Source organism: Corynebacterium sp. ES2775-CONJ (genome assembly GCF_024814515.1).
GTDB lineage: Bacteria > Actinomycetota > Actinomycetes > Mycobacteriales > Mycobacteriaceae > Corynebacterium.
Map to the genome: position 1 here is coordinate 135,692 of NZ_JANUXT010000005.1, position 24,534 is coordinate 160,225.

17 protein-coding genes and 2 tRNA genes are annotated in these 24,534 nt (G+C 50.6%); 4 read left to right on the plus strand and 15 right to left on the minus strand.

The window, feature by feature from the left end; all coding sequences use genetic code 11:
- The first annotated feature begins 4 nt into the window (after positions 1-4).
- The gene (gene pknB, locus NXT01_RS07470) at positions 5-1,930 is read left to right on the plus strand and encodes a Stk1 family PASTA domain-containing Ser/Thr kinase (protein WP_396124769.1); all 1,926 of its coding nucleotides are present in this window, start codon (positions 5-7) and stop codon (positions 1,928-1,930) included.
- 39 nt (positions 1,931-1,969) lie between these two features.
- On the plus strand, positions 1,970-2,239 hold the full coding sequence (gene crgA, locus NXT01_RS07475; protein WP_259079338.1) for a cell division protein CrgA: 270 nt from the start codon (positions 1,970-1,972) through the stop codon (positions 2,237-2,239).
- 52 nt (positions 2,240-2,291) lie between these two features.
- On the opposite strand, the gene NXT01_RS07480 is transcribed toward crgA, so the two are convergent.
- The 3 genes from NXT01_RS07480 to NXT01_RS07490 all read right to left on the minus strand — a co-directional run bounded on the left by NXT01_RS07480 (position 2,292) and on the right by NXT01_RS07490 (position 5,243).
- Positions 2,292-3,704, minus strand: a complete 1,413-nt coding sequence (locus NXT01_RS07480; RefSeq protein WP_259079340.1) for an NAD-dependent succinate-semialdehyde dehydrogenase — start codon at positions 3,702-3,704, stop codon at positions 2,292-2,294.
- 308 nt (positions 3,705-4,012) lie between these two features.
- Positions 4,013-4,618, minus strand: a complete 606-nt coding sequence (locus NXT01_RS07485) for a rhomboid family intramembrane serine protease (RefSeq protein WP_259079342.1) — start codon at positions 4,616-4,618, stop codon at positions 4,013-4,015.
- Between the two features lie 100 nt (positions 4,619-4,718).
- A complete protein-coding gene (locus tag NXT01_RS07490) occupies positions 4,719-5,243 on the minus strand; it encodes a peptidylprolyl isomerase (protein WP_259079344.1) in 525 nt (174 codons plus the stop codon).
- An 88-nt stretch (positions 5,244-5,331) separates the two neighbouring features.
- On the opposite strand from NXT01_RS07490, the gene NXT01_RS07495 reads away from it, so the two are divergent.
- Positions 5,332-6,525 (plus strand): hypothetical protein, encoded by a 1,194-nt coding sequence (locus NXT01_RS07495; RefSeq protein ID WP_259079347.1) that lies wholly within the window; start codon positions 5,332-5,334, stop codon positions 6,523-6,525.
- Between the two features lie 48 nt (positions 6,526-6,573).
- On the opposite strand, the gene NXT01_RS07500 is transcribed toward NXT01_RS07495, so the two are convergent.
- Genes NXT01_RS07500 through NXT01_RS07510 form a run of 3 tightly spaced genes read right to left on the minus strand, consistent with a single transcriptional unit; the run spans position 6,574 to position 9,352 of the window.
- A complete protein-coding gene (locus NXT01_RS07500; RefSeq protein WP_259079355.1) occupies positions 6,574-7,329 on the minus strand; it encodes an ATP-binding cassette domain-containing protein in 756 nt (251 codons plus the stop codon).
- Positions 7,330-7,337: 8 nt separating this feature from the next.
- Positions 7,338-8,339, minus strand: coding sequence for an ABC transporter permease (locus NXT01_RS07505; RefSeq protein ID WP_259079357.1), 1,002 nt, complete (start codon positions 8,337-8,339; stop codon positions 7,338-7,340).
- 11 nt (positions 8,340-8,350) lie between these two features.
- The gene (locus NXT01_RS07510) at positions 8,351-9,352 is read right to left on the minus strand and encodes a substrate-binding domain-containing protein (RefSeq protein WP_259079642.1); all 1,002 of its coding nucleotides are present in this window, start codon (positions 9,350-9,352) and stop codon (positions 8,351-8,353) included.
- 1,497 nt (positions 9,353-10,849) lie between these two features.
- Between NXT01_RS07510 and NXT01_RS07515 the strand changes: the two genes are divergently transcribed.
- Positions 10,850-11,062 (plus strand): hypothetical protein, encoded by a 213-nt coding sequence (locus NXT01_RS07515; protein ID WP_259079359.1) that lies wholly within the window; start codon positions 10,850-10,852, stop codon positions 11,060-11,062.
- 345 nt (positions 11,063-11,407) lie between these two features.
- On the opposite strand, the gene NXT01_RS07520 is transcribed toward NXT01_RS07515, so the two are convergent.
- From NXT01_RS07520 to NXT01_RS07560, 9 genes are all read right to left on the minus strand, one after another.
- Positions 11,408-11,480: transfer RNA gene (locus tag NXT01_RS07520), tRNA-Ala, on the minus strand.
- Positions 11,481-11,488: 8 nt separating this feature from the next.
- Positions 11,489-11,565, minus strand: a tRNA-Ile gene (locus NXT01_RS07525).
- 82 nt (positions 11,566-11,647) lie between these two features.
- Entirely contained in the window at positions 11,648-13,339 is a 1,692-nt protein-coding gene (locus tag NXT01_RS07530; RefSeq protein ID WP_259079363.1) for an amino acid ABC transporter ATP-binding/permease protein, read from the minus strand.
- Positions 13,336-15,009: an ABC transporter ATP-binding protein/permease gene (locus NXT01_RS07535; RefSeq protein WP_259079369.1), complete on the minus strand. Its 1,674-nt coding sequence runs from the start codon at positions 15,007-15,009 to the stop codon at positions 13,336-13,338. The genes NXT01_RS07530 and NXT01_RS07535 overlap by 4 nt, the downstream gene beginning before the upstream one ends.
- A 383-nt stretch (positions 15,010-15,392) precedes the next feature.
- On the minus strand, positions 15,393-16,607 hold the full coding sequence (locus NXT01_RS07540) for a dicarboxylate/amino acid:cation symporter (protein ID WP_259079371.1): 1,215 nt from the start codon (positions 16,605-16,607) through the stop codon (positions 15,393-15,395).
- 863 nt (positions 16,608-17,470) lie between these two features.
- Entirely contained in the window at positions 17,471-20,647 is a 3,177-nt protein-coding gene (locus tag NXT01_RS07545) for a type I restriction endonuclease subunit R (protein ID WP_259079373.1), read from the minus strand.
- On the minus strand, positions 20,647-21,807 hold the full coding sequence (locus tag NXT01_RS07550; RefSeq protein ID WP_259079379.1) for a restriction endonuclease subunit S: 1,161 nt from the start codon (positions 21,805-21,807) through the stop codon (positions 20,647-20,649). Before NXT01_RS07550 ends, NXT01_RS07545 begins: the two co-directional genes overlap by 1 nt.
- Positions 21,807-23,351, minus strand: coding sequence for a type I restriction-modification system subunit M (locus NXT01_RS07555; protein ID WP_259079388.1), 1,545 nt, complete (start codon positions 23,349-23,351; stop codon positions 21,807-21,809). Before NXT01_RS07555 ends, NXT01_RS07550 begins: the two co-directional genes overlap by 1 nt.
- Positions 23,352-23,766: 415 nt before the next feature.
- Entirely contained in the window at positions 23,767-24,210 is a 444-nt protein-coding gene (locus tag NXT01_RS07560; protein WP_259079389.1) for a hypothetical protein, read from the minus strand.
- Positions 24,211-24,534: the final 324 nt, after the last annotated feature.

The following is a 24,534-nucleotide window of genomic DNA, read 5'->3' on the forward strand; positions in this document are numbered from 1 at the left end:
CCGTATGATCGCTCATCGCTACGAACTGGGCCCTGTGATTGGCACCGGCGGGATGTCCGAGGTGTACCAGGCCATGGATACTCTTCTGGGCCGCGAGGTGGCCATTAAGATTTTGCGCGCTGATTTAGCCCGCAATGAAAACTCCCGTGAACGTTTCCGCAAGGAGGCCCAAAATGCTGGCCGCCTGAATCACCCTGCAATCGTAGCCGTCTACGATACGGGCGAGATTATGCGTCATGATATTTCCACGCCCTATATCGTCATGGAGCTCGTAAACGGCCGAAACCTCAGAGATATCATCAAAGAAACGGGTCCGCTGAGCCCAGAGGAAGCCGCCACCACGTTGATTCCGGTGTGTGAGGCCCTTCAAGCTAGCCACGACGCAGGAATTATCCACCGAGATATCAAGCCTGCGAATGTGATGATCACGAATACCGGCGTGGTGAAGATCATGGATTTCGGTATCGCTCGTGCGCTTGATGATGTCAACGCGGATATGACGCAGACCTCTGCTGTGATCGGTACGGCCCAGTATTTATCCCCCGAGCAGGCGCGCGGTAAAGCGGTTGATGGGCGTGCGGATATTTATGCGTTGGGTTGCGTTCTTTATAATATTCTCACTGATCGTCCGCCCTTTGCTGGCGAGAATGCGCTTGAGGTGGCCGTCCAACACGTCCAAGACGAACCGCAACCGCCTAGCGATTTCATTCCGGATCTCACCCCCACGGAGGCTCTGAATGTGAATGCGGTGGTTCTCACCGCGATGGCGAAACACCCTGGGGATCGGTATCAAACTGCTGCGGAAATGGCTGCTGATCTCAAGCGCCTCGAAAGCAATGCGGTGACCATGGCGGCGCGCAACTATGTGGAACCAGCGTCCGCTGAGCACACCACGGTACAGCCAGTTGCATCGGTAGGTAAGCACCGTCACCCCAGTGAGGTCATCGCGGCTACACCCCCTCCACGTGGCGGTAACCTCGTGTGGAAAATCCTCATTGGTCTGCTGCTGATCCTTTCGCTGGGAATTGTTGGAACATTTACTTATACCTATCTCAGTGGGTCTACGAGCCCCATTGGGGGGCGCAGCAGTTTAAGCGAACTCCAAGATTATGCCCTGGTCCCTAGCGACCAAGCTATGGAAAGCTTGATCGCCCAAGGCTTTGAGGTCACCCTTTCTGAAGAAGCCAGCCCCACGGTAAAACAGGGCCTCGTCATTCGTAGCAATCCCGCTGCCGGTTCTGCTATTCAAAAAGGCACGACAGTGACCTTGATCGTCTCCTCTGGTAAGGAAGTCACTGAGGTTCCTGATCTCAAGAACAAGAAGACCGCTGAGGCAAATCGGATCTTGCAAAAAGCGGGCTTAGAGCTCGATTCCGTGGTGCGTGAAGATACCTCCGAGACCGTGCCCGAAGGCGAGATCATTGAACAATCACCTTCCGCTGGATCACGAGTTTCTAAGGGGTCGAAGGTTACTATCACAATTTCTACGGGTATTGAGCAACAACGTGTCCCCGTGGTTACGGGCATGAAGTGGGAGCAGGCTGAAGGCAACCTCACCTCTTTGGGCTTTGAACCGATAGTACAAGTTGTTGATGGCGTGGAACCTGATGGAACCGTGGTCTTTGTGGCTGGTGAAGGATCCAAGGTGGATTCAAATTCGCGTATCGAAATTCGGATTTCCAATGGGCAACTATTTACCATGCCCGATGTGACTGGTGGATCGGTTGCTAGTGCGAAACGCGCCTTGGAGGCCGCAGGATGGCGCGGTGGTGATGACCAGCTCGTGATCGCTCCCCCCGTCAAGACGACATCGCTTATCGACGGCGGACGCGTGGCAAACCAGCAGCAAGCTGCGGGAACTAAGATCCGCAAGGATTCCGTTATTACGCTTGCCCTGTGGGAGTTCGACATCGCCGCTATCGCCCCATAACATAGTGACCATTACTTGATAAGAACAGAGGTTTGACTTATGCCTAAGGCAAAGATTTCCCACAGTAGCATTCCGCTATCCTCCGGTGCGGGCGCTAACCGCACCCCTGTGAAGATTAATTCCTCCGGTACGCCCATGTGGTACAAGATCATTATGTTTGGCTGCATGCTCATTGGGCTCGCATGGTTGATTGTTAATTATCTCGCCGGCACCCATATTGATCTCATGGTTCAATTAGGGCCGTGGAATTACGGCATCGGCTTCGGCTTCTTCATCGTGGGCCTGCTGCTCACCATGGGCTGGCGATAGAACAGAAAAAGCTCCCCTTTGTTAACAAAGGGGAGCTTTTTCTTCAGCGTTTCTACAGCGCAATATATTTGGTGTTGAGGAATTCCTCGATACCATCGAGTCCGCCTTCACGCCCTAGGCCAGAGAGTTTCACTCCTCCAAAGGGCGCTGCTACATCAGAAATAGCACCGCGATTGATTCCCACCATCCCCGTGTTGAGGTGCGTGGAAAAATATCGGGCACCCTCTAGCGACTCAGTATAGGCATAGGCAGCTAGACCGTAATGGGTGTTATTGGCAGCTACCACGACCTCCTCGTTGGTGTCGAAGGATTGAATGCCGGCCACTGGTCCAAAGATTTCCTCGCGCGCAATCTTCATATCGTTATCCACCCCGCTGATAACCGTGGGTGGGTAGAAATAACCCGGGCTATCGGGGATATAACCACCGCTAATAATCTCAGCCCCGCATTCTAAGGCGTCCTGCACGAGTGCGTGGATCCGATCGCGCTGTGGGGCAGACACCATAGGCCCTAAGGTGGTCTGGGGATCTGTCCCTGGACCCATATGGTAGGCGTTCATTCGCTCGGTGAGGCGGGTGGTAAATTCTTCGATTCGTGAGCTGTGGATAAAGAACCTGTTGGCACAGATACACGCCTGGCCACCATTGCGCATTTTCGCTGCAATGGCGCCATCTATAGCTTTATCCATATCTGCATCTGCTGCGACGATAAACGGCGCATTGCCTCCTAATTCCAGGGAGAGCCGGATGAGCTGCGGTGCCGCCTGCTTCGCGAGGAGGGTTCCTACAGCGGTGGAACCGGTAAAACTCAATTTCTTCAGCCGGGGATCGGCCATCAATTCGAGGGATAGTTCCTTGGCCCTGGTGGTCGGGATGACGGAGAGGACTCCATCGGGGAGGATAGGACTGATAATCTCAGCGAGCTTGAGCATCGTAAGGGGTGTGAGATCAGCAGGTTTTAAGATCACAGGACACCCTGCGGCGAGTGCGGGGGCAAGCTTACGAGCGGCCATCGCGAAGGGGAAATTCCACGGCGTGATCGCCAGCACGGGGCCCACAGGCTCCTTAGTCACGAAAATATCGCCGTTGCCCCGCGGGGCTTGGAGGGTATAGCCACTCATGCGCTCCGCAGCCGCGTGAAACCACCGAAAATAGTCGAGTCCGTAGGCGATTTCAGCCTTGGCCTCTGTGAGGGTTTTGCCCATCTCCATTGTGATGAGCTGAGCGAGCTCCTCGGCTTGATCGCTTACTGCCTGATGAATTTTTTCCAGGATCTCACTACGGTCGCGCGGGGCACTGCTGCCCCAGCTGTGTGCTATCTCGGTGGCCTTATCTAAGGCCATCATCCAGTGCTTGGAGGTGGCGTTGGCAACCTCGGCTATGGGTTCTTCGGTCGCCGGGTTGATAACAGTGAACGTATCAGTGGAATCATGCTGAGTGTGGCCGATGAAAATATTCTGAGACACAGTAATAAATCCTTTCGCATAGGCGGGTAGTGCCCAGTCTAGGGTTTTCCACAGAGATTGCCCACATAGTTATCCACAGGCTGTGGATAAAGGTGTGTACAACCACAGACAAGATGTTATTCACAGGCTGTTGATAACTTTCTGCACTTTCCCAAACAGGCACATAGTTTCGAATGCAGCATCCTCTAGCTGGGATTTTCGATCAATAATTAGCTTCTGGGCCAAATAATCACATTCATGTGATTATCAACAGTGTTGATAACTTCTGTGGATAACTCACATGGTGCATAAGATGTGGACAACTTTTTCTAGATACCCGAGGCGTAGATAATAACCGCTCCAGCAATCAGACCCGTTGCCCCAATAACAATCCAGTCAGTCGTCCTCTTTGGCTTGAGCACTAAGGGCAAAAGGGCCACGCCGGCTAGTGCCCCGCCCATATGCCCCATCAGGCTGATGCCGGGGATGAGGAAGCTGAAACCAAAATTGACCAGTAATAACGTCAAAGGGGCACGCAGATCAAGGCGTCGGGAAGCGTTCAGGCCTACGAGGAGTACCATCAGCGCATAAACGAAACCGGAAGCCCCCGCCACGGCCGAGTAAGGGTCGAAGAGGGCCACGCACGCTGCGGAGCTCAACGCCGCCGCGATAAAGACGCCTAGGTATTTCCTCGGTCCCACAGCGCGCTCAATTTCGCGGCCCATCAGAACCACTAGCACCAGATTGAGGGCTAAGTGCGAGATGCTGGTATGCATCAGCGAGGCAGTAATCCCGCTGAAAAGATTAGGTTTCGGCCCGTAGAAAACGAGGTGATCTGCGAGGGATGAAAATTTTAGATTATTGGTAACGGACAGTGACTCTACGGCCGTGAGAACCCACAACACAATCATCAGAGCCACCAGAGCAGCGCTCACGGGCGCCTGACGGTAATAATTTTTTACTATATTCACCATATTCATAAGAAAAAGGCAGGGGCGATAGTGCCCCTGCCAGAAATATTCAAGCCCTTCTTAGTTAAGCCTTGATTTCCACAGACTCGATAACCACGGCATCGGTTGGGCGATCAGAACGATCGGTTGGGGTGGTGGCAATTGCCTTGACCACTTCTTGGGAAGCTGGGTCGGTAACCTCACCAAAGATGGTGTGGTGGTTATTCAAATGCGGGGTCGGAGCGACCGTAATGAAGAACTGCGAACCATTGGTGCCGGGGCCTGCATTGGCCATAGCCAAGAGGAATGGGCGATCGAAACGGAGTTCTGGGTGGAATTCATCAGCAAAGGTATAGCCTGGGCCACCTCGTCCGGTGCCGGTAGGGTCACCACCTTGGATCATGAATCCATCGATGACGCGGTGGAATACCGAGCCGTCATAAAATGGGCCCTCAGCAGTACCAGCAGCATTATTCGTGGTATAGGCGGCGGTACCGTTAGCGAGGGTGGTGAAATTCTCGACGGTCTTAGGTGCGTGGTTACCGAAGAGTTCTACCTCGATATCACCACGGTTGGTATGCAGAATTGCCGTTGCAGTCTTTAAACTCATACAGCCTATATTAAGCACGAAACGATACTTATCGCTAGGCTTGAAAGGTAATAGTACTACCAGTTCTCTAGGAGCGAACATGAATCTCATGGCACTGAAAGGTGGCTATACGGTGTTAAAACGTGCGTATAAGGCTTATTCGAATTACGCGGAAAAGAAGGCCGAGGATGCATACGACAATCTTGTCGATGTGGCCAATAACGTCAAACACGATGCAGAAGCCAAAAAAGACCAAGCTGAGCAGCGTTTTTCCACGTTGAGCGAAAAGGCTCGCAGTCGTTTTGAGGAACTGCGCGACGAATACGATGGCGACGAGTTCAAGCGCGCCGCCCACAAGCGTGCAGAGCAGGCCAAGCGCCACGCACGTGCCAAGGCCGAAGAGATCAAAGGTGTGGAAAAACAACCGAAGAAGAAGTGCAAGAAATTCCGCGCTTTCTCTTGGTTCACCATTATCACTGGCGCACTCGTCGCTGCTTATTATTACTTCCTGAAGGAAGATACTTCTAAGCGCCCGCCTCGCACCGATGACTATGAGGGTGAAACCACCGCACAGGCCTATACGCGCAAAGCACAGAACCTCGCAGAGACAGCCGTGGAAAAGGGCAAAGCTCTTATCGGGGATCTCTCCTCCCGTGCAGATGGTGCCGTAGAGACGAGCAAGGAGCAATTCGCTAAAGCTTCCGAAATCGTTGCTGAGGCTCGCGAGAAGGTTGAATTCGAAGCTGAACTCGCAAAGGAAACCGCTGCTGAGCGTTTCGACGATCTCACATCCGATCTTAGCTCCAAGGCCGATGAGGCTCGCGAGAAGGCCCAAGAGGTAGCTGATTTGGTCAAAGACAAGGCCGAAGAAGTAGTTGATAAGGCCAAGACCGTTGTGGGCGAAGCCGAAGACAAAGCTGAGGACCTCAAGGATGAGGCTAAGGACAAGGCTGGGGAAGCCAAAGACGACGCTGAAGCCCTCAAGGACGAAGCGAAGGATAAGGCTGAAGACGTCAAAGATGAGGCCGAGAGCAAGGTTGACGAGGCTAAGGACAAGGCTGAAGATCTCAAAGACGAAGCCGGAGATAAGGTCGAAGAAGCCAAGGACGATGCCGAAGACCTTAAGGATGAAGCGCAAGATAAAGCCGAAGACGTCAAAAAAGACGTTGAGGATAAAGCTGAGAAGACTACCGATGTAACAGACGAGGCCGTACTCGAGGCGCTTGAGGATCAACTCAACTCAATGCCTCAAGACCCCGATGTCGCTGAGACTCAGGTACGCAAGCGCGGTAAGAAGAAATAACTTTTAAGTAAATACGAACTGGCCAGAGAATATCCTCTGGCCAGTTTTTTATCTGCCTTCTAATTCGTGGCTGAGTGCTTCGAGTTCACTACCACCTGACATATACCGTGTTAATTCCGCGACGCTGGTATCAGATCGAGCTGAATCTAAGATCTGCCGGCCCAGATTTAAAATGGTGAAATGATCCCCCACTAAATACGCGTGGTGCGGATTATGGGTAACAAAGACCACCCCGATCCCACGGGAACGGGCAGCGGCAATGAACTTCAGTACCATTCCAGATTGCTTAACTCCCAGCGCAGCAGTGGGTTCGTCGAGAATAAGGACGCGAGCACCGAAATAAATGGCGCGCGCGATGGCGACCACTTGGCGCTGCCCGCCAGACAGGGAACTAATGGGCGTGTCCACAGAGGGCAAATCGACGCCCATCTCATTTAATTGTTGATGTGCAATATGTGCCATCTCGGCGCGTTTGAGAATTCCCCAGCGATTGCTCAGTTCTTGGCCAAGGAAGAAATTGCGCCAAACACTCATCTGTCCGACGACCGCCAAATCTTGGTACACCGTTGCAATGCCATGATCCAAGGCAGCGCGCGGATTGGTGAAGGTGGTCTCGACACCATCGACCACCATGGTGCCGGTATCTGGCTGGTGTATCCCCGCGAGAATCTTGATGAGGGTTGATTTTCCCGCCCCATTATCCCCAAGGACGCAGGTGACCTCACCCTCCTTAATGGTGAAAGAGATATTATAGAGGGCTGCAAAAGAGCCGTAGTTTTTTGAAATAGCATTCAGTTCAATCACGTGCGCACCTATCGTCTTTCTTGCATGGTAGCGAAAGAACTATTGGCCATCACTGCAAAAAGGAGGGTGGCACCGAGGAAGAATTTGAACCAATCTGGGTTCCAGCCAGCATAAACAATGCCTTGATTAGTCATGCCAAAGATCAGGGCACCGAAAGCTGTACCGATCGCGGTACCGCGGCCGCCTGTAAGCGCACAGCCTCCAATGACAGCTGCAATGATATAAAGAAACTCATTGCCGATGCCTTGTCCTGCTTGGATGGAATCGAAGGCAAATAGAGTGTGCATACCCACAAACCACGCGGCAAAGGCCACCATCATAAAGAGTAGAATTTTCACGCGGCGTACTGGAACACCCACGGCGCGCGCAGCATCCTGATTACCGCCCACCGCAAAAATCCAGTTACCAAAGGTTGTTCGAAAGAGAACGAAGCTGGCAATAGCGACGAAGAATAACCACCAGAATATAGTGACCTTAAAGCTGATCCCGAAGAGATCGATGCTGCCTGCGAATACCGCGTGGGCGAGGGGAAAACCTTCCATATCTGCAATAGATGGAGTGGCTACCTGACCGGTGATGAGTTTAGTCAGCGCTAGGTTCAATCCCTGCAAGATCAAAAAAGCAGCCAAAGTAATCAAGAAACTTGCGATACCAGTGCGGGTCACCAAATATCCATTGAGTGCACCGATGGCTAGCGCAATCACTAGAGATAGGCCGGCTCCTACCCACACATTGAGATTGAGATTATAACTGAGCATCGCTGCAGCCAAGGCCGCTGTGGTAACGGCAACGCCAGAGGAGAGATCAAATTCATCCCCGATCATGAGCAAACCGACGGCTAGGGCCACAATACCCAGGGTGGAACTGGCATAGAGTACCGTGGCCAGCGCATCGAAGCTACGGAAAGGTGGGGCGAGAATGAGAAAGAGGATGGCCACCAGGGCCACACCAATGAGGCTTGCCACTTCGGGTCGGCGGCTTAAAGAGGACAGTAAAGGGATCTTATTCACGAGGTTCACTATTATCTAAAGCCACCTGAGGCGGCATCGGAGATCTGGTCAATATTGTCAGGTGTGATAAAGCTGGGCCCTGTTAATACTGGGCGCTCGCCACCCATAACGGACCCGTTACGGTGGGCAAGCCATAGGGAATCGATAGCGAGATAGCCCTGGAGATAGGGTTGTTGATCGACTGCGAAGGCGATCTGATCATTGTTGATCGCCGTCATCAGCTGGGCATTGGTATCGAAGGTAGCGATTTTGGCCGCGGATTGGGTTTCCTTCACCGCCTCCACGGCGCGCAGAGCCACGGGCGCCTGCAGGCTCATAATCCACTCGATATTCTTATCCTGAGCTAGCTTCGTTCCCAAGGTCGCCTGCACATTCGTGAGGTCTTGGCCATTAACGTAAAGCAAGTCCACCTCCTTACCCAACCCTTCTGCCACACCCTGACAGCGAGATTCCTGGGAAGAATTACCTTGTTCGTGAATAATGCAGAGAACATGCTCGGCACCCGTGGCAGCAAGGCGCTCACCTGCCTTGAGTCCGGCAAGTTTTTCCTCTTGGCCGAAAAAGCTACTGATATTGAATTCTTGATAGCGATTCATCCCGGCATTGAGAGCAACTGTGGGAATTCCTGCGGCGCTTGCACGAGCTGCTACCGGGCCAAGTGCATCGGCATTGGGCATGGTGAGAGCGAGTCCGTCGACGTCAGAATCGATGGCTGCCTGAATCAGATTGGCTTGGTTTGGAGCTTGAGGATCGCTGGAATAACGGAGCTCGATATTGCCCTTGCGAGCTGCATCTTCAGCCCCCTTGCGCACGAGGTCCCAGAAGGTATCTCCGGGGGCGCCGTGGGTCACCATCGCTACCACAAGGCGAGGGGTATCAGCGTGACCGTTCGCTGCGTCTAGGCGTTGCTTTTCTTGCAAGCCTCCCGTGGCTGAGCACCCGGTTAAGAGGGTGATCGTTGCCACGAAACTAGCAACGAGGCTTATTTTCCTTGTTAAGTACACCTCTGCCATGGTGCCTGAAGATGTGAGTACGGTCAATTAGGCTGACCTGCAACTTTACCGATTAAGTAGTGTTAAGCTGGGTGTTAAGAAAGAAAGATCTCTTACGAGGTCGGCGAGATTCAACCAAGCTATAGGATCTTGTGTCATTTCTTTGCATAGATCGGCCTACAAATTCCAGTATTTTAGTGATACGCACGAAGATGCTCATGGTTCTGCCAACTAGCGTGTGGGGCGCTGCTCTATGAATCTCGCAGTGCTCACTCTGTGATCTTTGCTGGCACAACGATCAAGGCAATAGAAAAGCACCTCGCTTTGATAGCTAGGTACTGGTAAATCTATGACGTTGAAAGAAGACGAGTCGAGTATTGTCGTAAGTAACCTTTATATTCGCGCGGCGATGCTCGCACAGCTCACGCTTGAAGGATTGGGCCTGTTGTGACGCATGGATCTGGCACAGCTTAGCCCGAGCAGACTCTCTGGCACATCTTAACGAGGCTGAATTAATAATCACTTAAGCATCAGCACAATAATCTTCTCTAAAGGTGCCACCCAAAAGAGGTTCTGTCTTCACCAGCTCACCTGAACAGTCTGTAGTCAGACATTCACTAAACCAAGCACTCATCCTCGATGAGTGATCAGAACGGTCCCGTCATCGTAAAAAATGATGTACTCGACCACAATCACTCAGGCATCATCGAGTAAACCCCTGACACACCATGTTGCTTGGTTCTCCACCTCCCAGGGATTGGGCAATACACTCCTAGACATCCTCAATTTTAACTGTGGCGTCCCTAGCTTCTTCTTCATGATCTGGTGGGAAACTTGCTATCCCTTCGTATGAACGGTCATATTTTTCCACGCAAAAGTGCTGGTGTCTCCTTGGAAAGCAGATTGTTGATGGTGCGAGTCGGTTTCTATACCAGCTCTGTGTGTAAACCCGACTGTGCTGTCATTCAGGCGCCTCGAACCGAGAGCACCCGAGAGTACAAACCGAGAGCACTAGGAGCCCACCTATAGTGCCAGTACTTCAGCCATGACGGGAATGGGGAGTTGGGTTGCGATCGGATCATAAGGATTCACGCCTTGTTGCTCAGCCTGGAGCGAGAGGAGTAATGAGTATCGGACTGATAAATCTCGGCGATCCTTGCGTCTATTGTTCTATCACCGGATCGAGTTTCGCTCCAGCCTAAACTCGGCGTCCGGCTCGGCCGATACCATTTGTTGTCATGGTGCCTCACTTACCCAGTGATGATAAGGAAGCTAACACCGTTGACTGCCCACATCTTCCGACTCTTGAACGAGGAACTTAGGTGAAATTAGGGGTGAAATATGAGACCGTAACAACGGTTGAAAGGGAATGATATGACGACGATGGAGTCAGCAACCCATTCGCTAATCACTGCTGAGATCTTTTAAAAAAGGATTGCGCGGTCCAGTTTCATGGCAGGTCGAGGAATAGGATTTAAAGAAAAGTTAGTGAATGTAGATGACTAAGAAAAATAGGTATTGCCTAAACCACTTGCTCTCGTTTTTACGATTTTGGTCATTCTCGCTATACCGTTACCTTTCGCACTGTATCTGGGTGGCTTCGAGTGGATGAGCAGCGGAAGTCAAGCAGGTTCGAAGGAATTTGTCGTGTCTTATGTTTTCGGACTTTTGGTGCTTCTCGGCAGCCTCGCAGCCGCTGTCTATAGAGGCCGTCGCAATCAGGAGAAGTAGCGGATTATTGCCCACCGAAAGAATATTAAGCACCTAGAATTGGTTGCCAAGATCGAAGCTGACACCGACAGCATGGGAAAAAGCGGCGAATCAAGCAAGCGCATAACTTGCCGTGCGTGATTCGCCGTTTCCCGCAAAGGCTAACCTAGTACGCTGACCTGTCCAAAGTATTAAGAAATCGCAAGCGTCGCCGCTTTAAACCGAGATAGTGGGCACGAAACCAGTCTCCTCCTCCATTTCGCAGAGCGAGCAAACAGCGAAAGCCTATAGACACAAAGGAAAACGCTCCCCTAGGAATGAAAAAAGATGCTGGCTTGGATTAAATCCAAACCAGCATCCAGTTTGTGGAGCATAGGAGAATCGAACTCCTGACCTTCTGCTTGCAAAGCAGATGCTCTACCAATTGAGCTAATGCCCCAAATTCCTTGGTGGGCCTAGCAAGAATCGAACTTGCGACCTCATCGTTATCAGCGATGCGCTCTAACCGACTGAGCTATAGGCCCTTAAAAAGGAACGAAACCCAACTTTACAGCAGATTCTATTAACGGACAAAACCAGTGCTCATTACAGGTATCTTAAGCGCTCTTAAGCATTACGACTCATCAGGTGACTCAGAGCACCACCGGCCACCTGCAGAGACTGTGGATCGCCTTGTTCGATAATTTCCCCCTGGTCCATCACAGCAACGAGGTCTACCGAATCAACGGAATCAAGATCATGAGCGATCTCAATGATGGTTGCATCGGGGCGATACCGCCGTAAATTTTCGCGTACTTGCTGCACTAAACTGGGATTAAGGTGCGCGGTGAATTCATCGAGAACCAGCACCCGACCGCCCCGCAGCAATGCTTGAGCTAGAGAAAGGCGCTGCCTTTGGCCACCTGAGAGCGCGAGCCCACCTTGGCCAACCTCTTGGTCGAGGGAAATCTCCCCACTCAAGCAGGCGATAGACATTACTTCCTTAAGCTCCGTATCTAAAGCTTGCGGGTGGGCAAGCCGTAAATTATCGGCAACTGTTCCAGAAAGTACTTTGATGTCTTGGGTGACAAAGTTAATAGCAGCCCGAATGTCATCGACGTGATAGTCGCGCAGATCGTGGCCATCTACCAAAACCCTACCGTGGGACGGGTCCCAGTAGCGCAGCAGAAGTTTTGCGATGGTAGATTTCCCCGACCCGGTGCTTCCGACCACCATCGACCAGCTCCCCGGTGCGATGGCAAGGTTAATTGACCGCACGGCCCCTACTCTGCTGCCAGCGTAGCTAAAGGATATATCGCGCCATTCCACGCCGATCCCTGGACCCTTGGCAGCAAGGTGGCGTGGGCCGTTGTCGTGGGCTAATCCGGCGTGGGAGAGGCTATAGACCCGGCGCGCCGCCGCGAGTGATTGCGAGAGGTAATTACCCAAATCAGAAACCTCGTTGACCATATCCCAACAGCGCAGAACCGCAAAAACTATGACCACGCTCAGCGCCATATTATCGGTTGGGATCAGTAGCAGAAGAAAAACGACCATACGCGCAGCAGCTACAAGCCCTGCATGAGCACCCACGACGGCGCCGCGCCGATCGATCTTTTCCGCAAGGGGTTTCTCCAACTCAGTAAGACTTTCATGGCGACGCTTCCTCGCACCGTAGCCTACTACTTCGGCGACACCGCCTACAGAATCGGCTATATGCTGAGCGATGATTCCACGCTCCGCGGTTACCTTCACCGCATGACGATAGGCTCGAGTATCAGCGGCGATCAGCCCCACACAAAGGAAAATTGCGGCGGTGGCTAGTCCATGCCACGGGGATATGTAGGTGATGGCAATCAGCACCACAGTAGGCACAGTGAGAGCGGAAATAATTGGAGCTGTGGTGTGGGCGAAAAAGACTTCAATTTGGCCGATATCCCTCGTCAACCGGTTGAGCATATCCCCGGTCCCTACTGCTTCCTTGCCCGTACGCGCGGTAATAGCGGGGGCTTGAGGATAGATATCACGGAATACCCGGATGCGAATGAGCTCGAGGGCCTTAAAGGCCACAAGGTGACCAAAGTAGTGCTCGAGGTACCTCAAGAAGGCTTTGGCTAGAGCACTTATGATCAGGATGCTCATGACAGTTTTGATTGTCATCGTGCCGCCTACGATCGCATAGGCCGGGACTACAAAGATGACGATCCCGAGGATCTGATTGAGTATGCGGCAGATGGTTGACCACCCCAGTGGGGCCAGGACTGGCCGAGTGATGGAAATTAGCCACGATACTAGTTGTTTATAGGTGGGCTCGTTCATGCTTGTTCCTTCACGTCTTCGTGGAGTTGGCCGTTATCGATATGAATAATTCGATCCATATGTTCCAGGGAGCTTAGGCGGTGCGTGACCATAATGAGGGTGATATCTGGTCCTAGTTCATTAATGGCTTCGAGGATCTCGCGTTCGGAGCGCAGATCCACATGGGAGGTCGGTTCGTCGAAAAGCATGACGCTACGCCCGGAAATAATAGCCCTCGCTAGGGCGATGCGCTGGGCCTGGCCGCCAGAGAGTCCGAGTCCCTGCTCGCCGAGTTCGGTATCGATACCGTGAGGCATGGCCTTGATCTCGGTATCAATATGTGCGCTTTGAAGAGCGGCCCATAATTGTTCATCAGTGGCATCGGGGCGTGCGAAACGGAGGTTATCAGCAATGGTGCCGCTAAAAAGCCACGTGGTTTGATTGACACTCGCGGAGGCATTGCGAAGTGTATCCCCGCTGAGCCCGTTAATCGTGATATCTCCAGAATCTGGGATGAGATCGCCTTTGAGGAGAGAGAGCAGAGTTGATTTTCCTTCGCCTGATCGGCCCATAATAGCTACACGTTCACCAGGCGCGATTTCAAGATTGATACCTTCAAATAGTGGTTGATCGAAGTGGAAGTGCAGATCGCGCACACATACCGCGGCGGTAATGGCCGAATCGGCGGCAGCGACGGTGGGAGTATTATTCGGCTGGGCTCCTGCAGGCCGTGAGGGTTGTGCGGGGCGGGCACGCAGGAAACCGAAGATGCCGCGTTGGCTGCCAAGGCCACTCATACCGATATAGAAGAAGGCGCCAACTTGATCCATGGGCTCTAGTAGGAGGATGCTCAGCGCCAATAATGTGATGCCCTGACCAGCGCTGAGCTGACCTGTGAGGGTGCCGTGGAGAGCAAACCACGCGGCTGTCGCCACCAACAGCAGGCTAAAGGAGGCGTCCATGGCAAAGAGGATGAGCTGATTACTCTTAAGCAGGCGCATGACTGCACGGCGATTCTTCTCCCCTGCTGCATCGAGTTCATCAGCCTTGCGTTGAGCTGCACCGAGTAATTGTAGGGTACTTAAGGATTGCAGGGATTCCATATAGGCCGCGGCCAATTGTTTCCGGGAATCTTGAGTGCCAGAGGATACTCGTGACACTATCTTGCGGAAAGCCCCTAAAAGTAGTGGCACCATCGGCAACATCAGCACTAAGATCATCGCTGCTTTCAGCGATACAGACACACCTATGGTGGCTATGACGATCACGGGTGCGGTGAGGGATGCAATAATCTGGGAAATAAAGCCGATGCGGAAGGCCATCATTTTCTCGCTCGACTCGGTGGCCAAGGATACAACTGCACCCGTACTGGTTGATGCCGAGCGAGCTGGGCCGGCATCAAAAACGGCATCGAGAAGGCGGTGGCGAATGAGGGCCTCTTCGTGGATCTGACCGCGCGCGATAAGTAGACCGCGGAGCCAGAGGCTCAGCACCACGATAGCTGGGCCGAGGAAGAGCGTGGGTGAGGGCGGATAGCCGTCGATAAGAGCGCCGGCACTCACTATTGTCAGGCACATGCCGATGACCGCGATCCAGTAGCTGATCACGCCGAGGCCAATGGAGGTCTTCGCCTGAGGGCTAAGCTTATACGGGGCTGGCGGTTTCTTAGCTTTGCTTTGCCTTAGCTTCATAGGCTCATGGTAGCGAAGAGTGAGATTGTCCGCCCAACTCTCAACCGTGATATTCATCCTTAGATTAACCCCGACGAATATCACTCTTATCCCAGTTCACGCTGGAAATGCGCCCCTGCCGTATCGGTCATAGGGGTAACAAGCACACGCTAGTGTGAGCAATCTCCCGCTTATCGACGCCACATCTTTGGTCGCCCCTTAACCCCTAATTCAACCTCAACCATCAGCTGTTGAGGGCGAACCTTCGGCGTCCGATTCTTTGACTAAGCTTTTTAACAATTGCGATCGACTGGTGCACTGTGAATACAAAAACGGGGTATATCACGGCGCCATGGGCCCGTGATATACCCCGCTTCTAAAGATAAGGTGAGAAATGAACTGTCTTAAGCAGTCGTCTCAGCCATAACCTTCTGTGGCTCCTTTAGTCCCAGCCTCTTCTTAATACCTGTAACCATGAGACTGATTGCCCCATCACCGGTGACGTTGCAGGCGGTACCGAAGGAATCCTGCAAAGCGAAGATAGACAACATAAGTGCCACACCGGTCTCATCGAAACCAAGGATCGCAGTGATCAAACCGATGGAAGCCACCACGGTTCCGCCTGGCACACCTGGGGCGGCGATAGCGAAGATGCCCAGGAGGAAACCGAAGAGGACGAGGTTAGATACTGAGGGAAGAGATCCGTAGAGAATCTGCGATACCACCATCACGAAGAAGGTCTCAGTGAGCACCGAACCGCACAGATGGGTATTAGCGCACAGCGGGATGCAGAAATTCCGTACCTCTGGGTCAAGAGTCTTAGACTTAGAGGCCGATTTCAAGGCCACAGAGAGCGTTGCTGCTGAACTCATTGTGCCCACGGCCGTCATATACGCCGGACCATAATGACGCAACACTTCCCACGGGTTGGTGCCGGAGAATAATCCGCCCAAAGCATAAAGCAGAGCCAACCAGAGATAGTGGCCAACAATAACGATAGCGAGCACCTTAATGAATACCGGAAGCTCGTGGATAATCGCCCCTTCGTAGGCCAAGGTGGCAAAGGTGGCACCGATATAGAAAGGCAAGAAGCGAATGACCACTTGGTTCACAATGGCCAATACAATTTTATTGAACTCCTCAAAAAGCTCACCAAAACGCTTCGATTGGGTCCACAAGATGGCCAAGCCCATCAAAACGGCGGTCACCAGCGCTGTCATCACTGGCATGACGGGTGCGATGCTGAGTGCAAACAGCTTCTCTGGTAATGCGGTGGATTCCGGCGCTTTGCTGCCAATATCGAGATAAGGGATGAGCACGTGCCCGGCCGCAATGGAGAACATCGACGCACCTACCGAGGAGAGGTAGCAGATTGTCAGTGTAATCCCGAGGATCTTGCCCGCATGTGCTTTAAGGCGGATAATTGCTGGTGTAATAAATCCTAAGATAATAAAAGGTACTGCATAAAGGATCAGATCTCCAAGAACTGACCGCAGGGCGTCTATGACAGCAATGACTGGCTCATTAGCTAGCGAACCCACAATCAGGCCGAGAATTAAACCGATCAAAAGTTTCATAGGGAAACTGCGCATAATGGTCATATTTTCAGCTTTCTTCAATTTTTTATTCTGTGCCTATGGCTTCTGTGCCATCATTCATGGCGCCTCATAAGCTACCACAGTCTTTTCTTGCCACCTATAAGCATTTTCTTTTAGTGAGGTCAGTTCGAGAGATGACATAACCATTTTTATTTTTCATTTGCTCCCCCGCATGAAATTCCGCGCACTACACCGCAACCTCTTTCGGTTTAAGGGATCCTGATGAGAAAGTGCTGCTTATGGGGTTTTTTATCCTAGGAGTTGAATATAACTTGCCGCGTCGCCGCTATTTTTACCCCCGAGGGGGCACGAGCTCATGATTTCGTTCAGTAATTCTTCACTCCTTTAAAACCGCGCCCTCAGACCTCGCAGATCCGTGTGTTGGGGTGGCTTTCACCGGAATGTAGATAGTCCTTTGAGGACGGATTCGCCCATTAGGATGCAGGGCCCTAATGCCTTCTAAAAAAATTATGGCGCGAGAGCCCGTATTGCAGCGCTCGATGTTGCTAAAGCAACGAGCATCTCACTGTGGAATGGCACCACCCTGTGGTTTTAGTGTCTGGGTGTTTTTACCACTGCCTATCGCTTACAGGCACGGAGCACTCGGGGCTCCTTCATGTATACCTTCAATAAAGCCGAAGCAACGTCCACCGAAAGCGACCGTGTACTACGCACAGCACTGCTGACCTCAGGTGTAGTGATGGTGAGTGCGTAATTCCAGGGTCCACAGATTATTCTTGCTGCTTATATCCCACACGTCCCTGATTCAGCAACGGATCTATGCCGGGTTGGTGTCATGAGATATCCCATCCCGTATTCTCAAGGTCCAAGGCTGCACCCCTGGAGCCTGTTGGAGTCTGGGGTGTTGACCAAGCACCACGATTTTAAATATCACGAATATCACCCACACTGATGGATTCCGCACCATTGAGGACAGCGTCTGCCTCGTACCCTAAACCCTCGAAGCGATCGTAATACTCGGATAGCTTTTCTGTAGCTCTCCTCTTCCGCTCGGCATATGTAAGCCCCTCAGGGTCGGGTTTGAACCTCGATACCCTCGGTAATAACTCAGCAATATCCGTTCCCGTGTCTTTAAATGAACCATCGGCAAAGCATCTGATAATGAATTCTCTCGTGGATATAGGCTGCAGTTTCTCTTCTTCCACGATGCCTTGTAATTCCGCTCCCCGGTGGTAACGGATAAACTCAACCCACTCCTCTTCCACGTCTGAGTTAGGAGAAATCGAATCAACGAAAGCTTCGATGAGGTCACGCTTGCTTCGCAGCGTTGGGCTGGCGCTCAGGGAGCGGGAAATTTCAGCTCGAATATCCTTATCTTGGCCATCACCGTGCTGCTCGCGGTATTTCTCTACCAGCAGCAAGATATAGTCAACATTAATTTCTACCTGCTTGATCAATTCAATTTCGAAGACGAGGTCATCATTGATCACTTCCTTGTCTGCGTCCTGCTCCCCACGAACATGAGCGTAGATATCCAGGTAAATACTGCGATAATTTTGCTCTTGGCGCGGCGTGAGAATCTCTTGACCAGTGAACTCATCAAAAGAGGAGAGAATATTCTGCAACCTCAAAATGGCCCCAAATAAGGCAATAAATTCCTTTTGCCGAGATTCCCCGATTATTCGCTCACCCTCAGGAAAGGCCTGTAGGAGTTCTGAAGTTTTATTGGCGTACTCAGCGTAGTAATCCCTAAATGGCTTCAAGATCACTACTCCGTGGGCGTCTTTGTTACCAAATAGCTCCAGTGCCTTATTGGTCTCTTCCTCCAAATCGCGGAAGCACACAATATTGCCGTAGGTTTTTACCGAGTTAAGAATCCGGTTGGTCCGAGAATAGGCCTGGATCAGGCCGTGTGCCTTGAGGTTCTTATCCACAAATAAGGTGTTGAGGGTGGTGGCATCAAAACCGGTGAGGAACATATTGACCACAATGACTAGATCTAGTTCCCGGTTTTTTAACCGTTGGGATAGATCCTTGTAGTAGTTCTGGAATTTATCCGCCGAGGTGTCATAGGACGTATTAAACGTATCGTTATAGTCATTGATCACATCCTCAAGGAAATCCCGCGAAGAGTTGTCCAGGTTTTCTGGCTCAAAGGACTCATCTTCAATAATCCCATCGGCGGTGGCCTCATTGGCACCATAGCTAAAGATCATTCCGATTTTTAGCCGCTCATCGGGTGTAAGGCCTTCTTGTTGGGCCTGGAATTCATTGTAATAGCGCTTAGCCGCATCGATAGAGGCGGTAGCAAAGAGCGCATTGAAGCCTCTCACATGCCGTCTATCGTTCTTGGCAATATGCGCCCGCCTGGTGCGGGTTGACTCCACCACATTTGATACCACGGTGTGCTCATAGCTTTGCCACCGCTTAGTTTTTTGCGGAAAGTGCTCCAAGGTATAAGCAACAATTTCAGAAATTCGCTGGGGGGCCAAGAGTGCTCGTTCCGTATCTACAGCGCTGACGTCCTTATCGCGAACGTCGCCCACCTTGATAGTGTCGATATAGTCAATGCGGAAGGGGAGAACATTCCTATCCGTGATTGCGTCAACGATGGTGTAGGTATGCAGTTTATCGCCAAAAGCCTGCTGCGTAGTCTTGAGATGCGGATTACTACCTGAAGAGGAATTCACCGCAAAGATAGGGGTGCCGGTGAACCCAAAAAGATTGTACTTCTTAAAGGATTTCGTGATTTCGGTATGCATCTCACCGAATTGGGAACGGTGACACTCGTCGAAAATCATCACCACATGCTTAGCAAAAACCGGATGCTTCTTATTGGCTTTAACAAACGTAGACAGTTTTTGGATCGTGGTAATGATAATCCGCGAATCACTGTCTTCGAGCTGGCGCTTTAACACCGCAGTAGACGTATTAGAATCAGCCGCCCCTTTTTGGAAGCGCTCATATTCCCGCATAGTCTGGTAATCCAGATCTTTGCGATCAACCACGAAAAGAACCTTATCCACGCTCTCCATTTGCGAGGCTAGGATAGACGCCTTGAATGAGGTCAAGGTCTTCCCTGATCCCGTGGTGTGCCATATATATCCACCAGCATCAAGAGTCCCCAGAGTTTTGTAGTTAGTAGAGATCTGGATCTTGCTCAGGATCCGTTCCGTAGCCACAATCTGGTACGGGCGCATAACCAGCAAAAGATCATCAACGGTAAGCACGCAATAGCGCGTAAGAATATTGAGCAGAGTGTGCTTGGCAAAAAATGTTCGGGCAAAATCTGTTAACTCTTGGATAGGCTTGTTATTTCCATCAGCCCACCACGAGGTGAATTCATAGCTGTTGGACGTCTTCCTCGACGACTTTTTAGCGGTAGTCTCAATATGGTGCACACGAGTGGTATTTGAATAGTATTTTGTTAACGTTCCGTTGGAAATAACAAAAAGCTGCACATACTCAAAGAGCCCAGATCCCGACCAAAAGCTTTCTCGCTGATAACGCTGAATCTGGTTGAACGCCTCCCGAATATCAACCCCTCGACGCTTAAGCTCTATATGCACCATCGGAAAACCATTGACTAAGACCGTGACATCATATCGATTCAGGCGCTTCTCCCCTAAAGGCTCCCCCTGGTTACTACGAGAGCTCCCCACGGTTTCATACTGGTTGATCACCTGAAGGCTATTGTTGTGGATATTAGCTTTATCGATCAGGCGAATATTCTTCACTCGCCCATCGTCTAATTCCATTAATTGCACGTTATCTTGCTGGATACGCTTGGTCTTTTCCTTAATGCCGTCGTTTTTACTAGCGATGACTCCATCGAAGAAGCGTTTCCACTCAGAATCACTAAATTCAGTCTTGTTGAGCTTTTCCAGCTGCCTGCGCAGATTAGCTACCAGTTCTTCCTCGGACCGTGGCTGGAAATACTCATAGGCTTGTGACTGTAGAATCCGAATGAACTCGTTTTCCAACTGCGCTTCGGACTGATACTCCACCACCGAAGATTCTGGGGCCTCATATTCCGCGACAACGGTCGAATCAGCTGATACCACCAGAGGTTCAAATGCCTTCACAGCACCCACACCCATCACACCTTTAGTTCTTTGAAGGTCAGTAATTGGTCCCGGTAGTACTCGTACTGTTGGCGACGAGCGCTAAGCTCTGCAGGAATTCCACTCTTCAAATCGTTGGTGTATGAGTTCAATGCTTCCAAGGTCTTGATAATCTCTTTTTGCTCCTCCAACGAGGGTAGAGGTAGAGGGAAATTTTTTACCTTGCTGGCATTCAAATTCGATTGAGATCCGACTCCGAGAGATTTTAGTTTTTCATAACGGCAAAGGAGATAGTAGAAGACATATTTGTATTCGGCTTTATGGGGGTTTATCTCAAGATTGCAACAAGCCTGATTGGTGGTAGCAGCAATGCTTGTGATGGCCACTTTGGCTGCAGTCGCTCCGTACATAGCAACAACAATGGTCTTGGGGGGAACCCAATGAGCCGAGCTATTGTCCAGTCCAAGATCGGTAATAGTTCTAGAGGTTTCGTGGATGTAGTTGAAGTCGATGTCTTGAGTCCTGATCCAGGGAATATCGCCATCGTAGTATTCGGCTCTAGTCGTCCTCGGGGTTCCCCCTGAACTAACTTTTGTACACACATCCCCTAGACGATAGACTTCAACATTCTCATCAAAATTAAATACTGAGTTTAGAACATATTGAAACTGAATCGTTCGAGCTTCCAGCTCAGCCTCCAGCTCAGCCTCCAGCTCGGTGAAGGAGTCCAAAATATCAACAATCTCACGCTGAATCTCCAAAGGAGGGATAGGAATGTTCAACTGAGAGTACTTGGAAATCCACTGGCGCGAGTGATCTGTGACAGGATAACCAATAGTCTGCATAGTATGGAACAAATATCGAATGTCCAAGATTTCCGAGTCAACTGAAAGAATCTTCAAGGCAGATGATTTAACCTTAAAGGGAAAATCTACCCACTTAGAGCTAGTAGTGAAGTCATCAAATATGATCACCGGATCTTCTGGGCTTGACATTTTAATACCGTGTTTCTCATTGGTCTTACCCAGAATGAAAGCTTTTCCAGCTGTCAAAACCGGAGTTTCGTAAAAATCGCGATACTCTTTGGAGTTCACTAGATACCGAGTTGGCTGCTCATATTTCACAACTTGGTTAATAGGAACTACAGGCACCCCATTAGGGCAGTGCTGCTGGATCAGTCGCTCAATCCTATTCATTATTTACCACCCTCGAGATCCGCAACAATCGCATCAATCTTGGTGCGCAGAACCTGCTGGCGCTCAACAATCTCAGCTATACGCTGGTTAAGCTCAGCAATATCAACAACCTCCCTGGTATCCTCTGGCTCAACATAACTCGACACCGCAAGGTTATAGTCATTACCCGCAATCTCCTCGTGCGAGGCCAGCTTCGCAAGATACTCCACGTCCTTACGATCGTTAAATAACTCGAGGATATGGGCGATATTCTCATCCAGGAGCTTATTCTTCTTTCCTACCTTCTTAAACTCCTTAGAGGCATCAATAAACAACACATCGGTGTCTTTCTTGGACTTCTTCAGCACCATAATGCATGTTGCAATGGTTGTCGTGAAAAAGAGATTGGCAGGCAACTGAATGATGGCCTCGACATAGTTATTGTCAAGAAGATATTTGCGGATTTTTTGCTCCGCTCCGCCGCGGTAGAGCACCCCGGGGAATGACACGATGGCCGCAGTGCCATTTTCCGCCAACCAGCTCAAGATATGCATTGTGAACGCTAAATCAGCTTTTGAGTTCGGCGGCAGGACACCTGCCGGGGAAAAACGCTCATCGTTGATCAACAATGGGTTGTCTTTGCCGTCCCACTTAATTGAGTAGGGCGGGTTGGAGACGATTGCTTCGAAAGGTTGATCATCCCAGTGCTGCGGATTAATCAACGTATCACCAAGACTTAAGTTGAAGCGCTCGTAGTTGATTCCGTGGAGGAACATATTAATCCGCGCGAGGTTATAGGTAGTGAGGTTTATTTCTTGACCATAGAAACCCCCGACTTTACCTTTTCCTAGGATTTTCTCGAATTTCAACAGCAAAGAGCCCGAACCCACGGCGGGATCATATACCCGGCTCAGGTGCGTTTTATCCCCGATAGAGATACGTGCGAGTAGTTCTGATACTTCCTGTGGGGTGAAGAATTCCCCACCTGATTTCCCAGCCGAGGAGGCATACATCGTCATGAGATACTCATAAGCATCACCGAAGACATCAATAGTGTTGTCATCAAAGTTTCCGAGGGGTAGGTCCCCAATAGCATTGAGAAGTTTAACGAGTTTCTCATTGCGTTCTTGAACGGTATTACCAAGCTTAGGTGAGTTAACGTTGAGATCGTCGAAGAGACCTTTGATATCGTCTTCACTCGCAGTACCGACTGCTGAGCCTTCGATGCTGCGGAAGATATGATCTAAAGTCTCATTGAGGTTCTCATCATTTTTCGCGCGCGTACGTACGTTAGAAAATAGATGTGAGGGGAGAATGAAATAGCCTTTTTCTTTAACTGTTTCTTCCCTGACTATTTCGGCTTCGGTATCGGTGAGATCCGCGTAGTTAAAGTCATCATCCTCGTTGCTTTTGAGGTGGTTGGTGATGTTTTCGGAAATGAAGCGATAGAACAGCATACCGAGGACGTAGCTTTTGAAGTCCCAGCCGTCTACGCTGCCACGTAGCTCGTTGGCTATTTTCCAGATGGTTTTGTGTAATTCAGCACGCTGAGACTCTTTAGTCATCGGTAATCCTTATGGTCTTTCACCGCCCTCAAAACAAGGGCTGTTGGGAATAAATCTACGTAGGACTCTAGCAAGAATAATCTTGTTAAAAGTGCCAACGCCACGACTATAAGACTAGGAATAGACAAAGCGCGCTAATCAGAGAACGCTTGTTCGAAAGAAGTTCTCCTATCCAGGCTAAAAGGACTCATAGGATCCTCAGATTCGGCCGAATATTGCTCACGCGAAGATCCGGCCAACCGTAACTATGCCCTACTCCCCGCGCCCATCATTCCTAGCAGATTGAGTGAAGTAAGTAGTGACAAATTCGATCTCCGCCATATACCTCGTTATATAAAACGTGTTCAGCTTTATCTTCCAAACTTTTGACCAAGGTGGGCTAAGAGGCCCCACCAAATAAGAGACGTTAATTCTTTTATAGTTGTCGCGAGATCCTCCCAAGTACTCGGTTAAGATCTTGTACATCTTTCGATATCTGTTTTTCAAAATTAAGTCGACCATTCGTTGTATTACTATTGGCGTGAAAATGTGTACCTAGAACGCTGCGAACATTAAGTTCGAATCTCTCTGAGTAGTGATTGCCGAGCTCATCATCATATTCCAAGAGAACAAATTGAAGCGCAGGTACGCCCTCTCTGGAAGCGGAAATTGCTTCGCCATCAACGTACTTACCTTTAGGTTGCATCCAGTAGGCGACATCTATTTGAAAACCTGGAACCCAGGTCGAGAAAGTTTTGCGATCAAAGATCAGTTTGACACCTTCTACAAGCGAATAATCGGTCTCTCCGTTAGGGGTCGCGGCCTGTATTGCTGAGTCGGGCAGTCCCGGCTCGAAGTTCACCATCACATTCTTTGCCACTGATTTACCTTTATTAGAGATAATAAAACGTAGAGGCTCTCGGGGTAATCGGGCATTAGCACGTGAGCCATCATCATCGGTCGATTGGCATTGATATTTATCTGCCTATTCAAGCGAAGGGAACGACACGCAACCAAGAGAGAAATAAGCGCGATAAGAGCGATGAACGCATTAATCAACGTGCTGGTTCGCTCGGTTGTCCACCAGCTCGCAAAGTTTAAGAAATAGTCCATCCGCTGATCGTATCCATTTTTGCTGAAACCTCCGTTGAGCTGCGCCAAAATATGCTCGTTACCTCCCACCCAAGCTGGGGAAATATCAAAG

What these genes read in the sequence shown, in the direction of transcription:
- NXT01_RS07510 (WP_259079642.1), bottom strand. Translation starts at nt 9,352, where the DNA reads ATGGCAGAGGTGTACTTAACAAGGAAAATAAGCCTCGTTGCTAGTTTC.
- NXT01_RS07545 (WP_259079373.1), bottom strand. Translation starts at nt 20,647, where the DNA reads ATGGGTGTGGGTGCTGTGAAGGCATTTGAACCTCTGGTGGTATCAGCT.
- NXT01_RS07535 (WP_259079369.1), bottom strand. Translation starts at nt 15,009, where the DNA reads ATGAAGCTAAGGCAAAGCAAAGCTAAGAAACCGCCAGCCCCGTATAAG.
- NXT01_RS07490 (WP_259079344.1), bottom strand. Translation starts at nt 5,243, where the DNA reads ATGAGTTTAAAGACTGCAACGGCAATTCTGCATACCAACCGTGGTGAT.
- crgA (WP_259079338.1), top strand. Translation starts at nt 1,970, where the DNA reads ATGCCTAAGGCAAAGATTTCCCACAGTAGCATTCCGCTATCCTCCGGT.
- NXT01_RS07530 (WP_259079363.1), bottom strand. Translation starts at nt 13,339, where the DNA reads ATGAACGAGCCCACCTATAAACAACTAGTATCGTGGCTAATTTCCATC.
- pknB (WP_396124769.1), top strand. Translation starts at nt 5, where the DNA reads ATGATCGCTCATCGCTACGAACTGGGCCCTGTGATTGGCACCGGCGGG.
- NXT01_RS07555 (WP_259079388.1), bottom strand. Translation starts at nt 23,351, where the DNA reads ATGACTAAAGAGTCTCAGCGTGCTGAATTACACAAAACCATCTGGAAA.
- NXT01_RS07550 (WP_259079379.1), bottom strand. Translation starts at nt 21,807, where the DNA reads ATGAATAGGATTGAGCGACTGATCCAGCAGCACTGCCCTAATGGGGTG.
- NXT01_RS07495 (WP_259079347.1), top strand. Translation starts at nt 5,332, where the DNA reads ATGGCACTGAAAGGTGGCTATACGGTGTTAAAACGTGCGTATAAGGCT.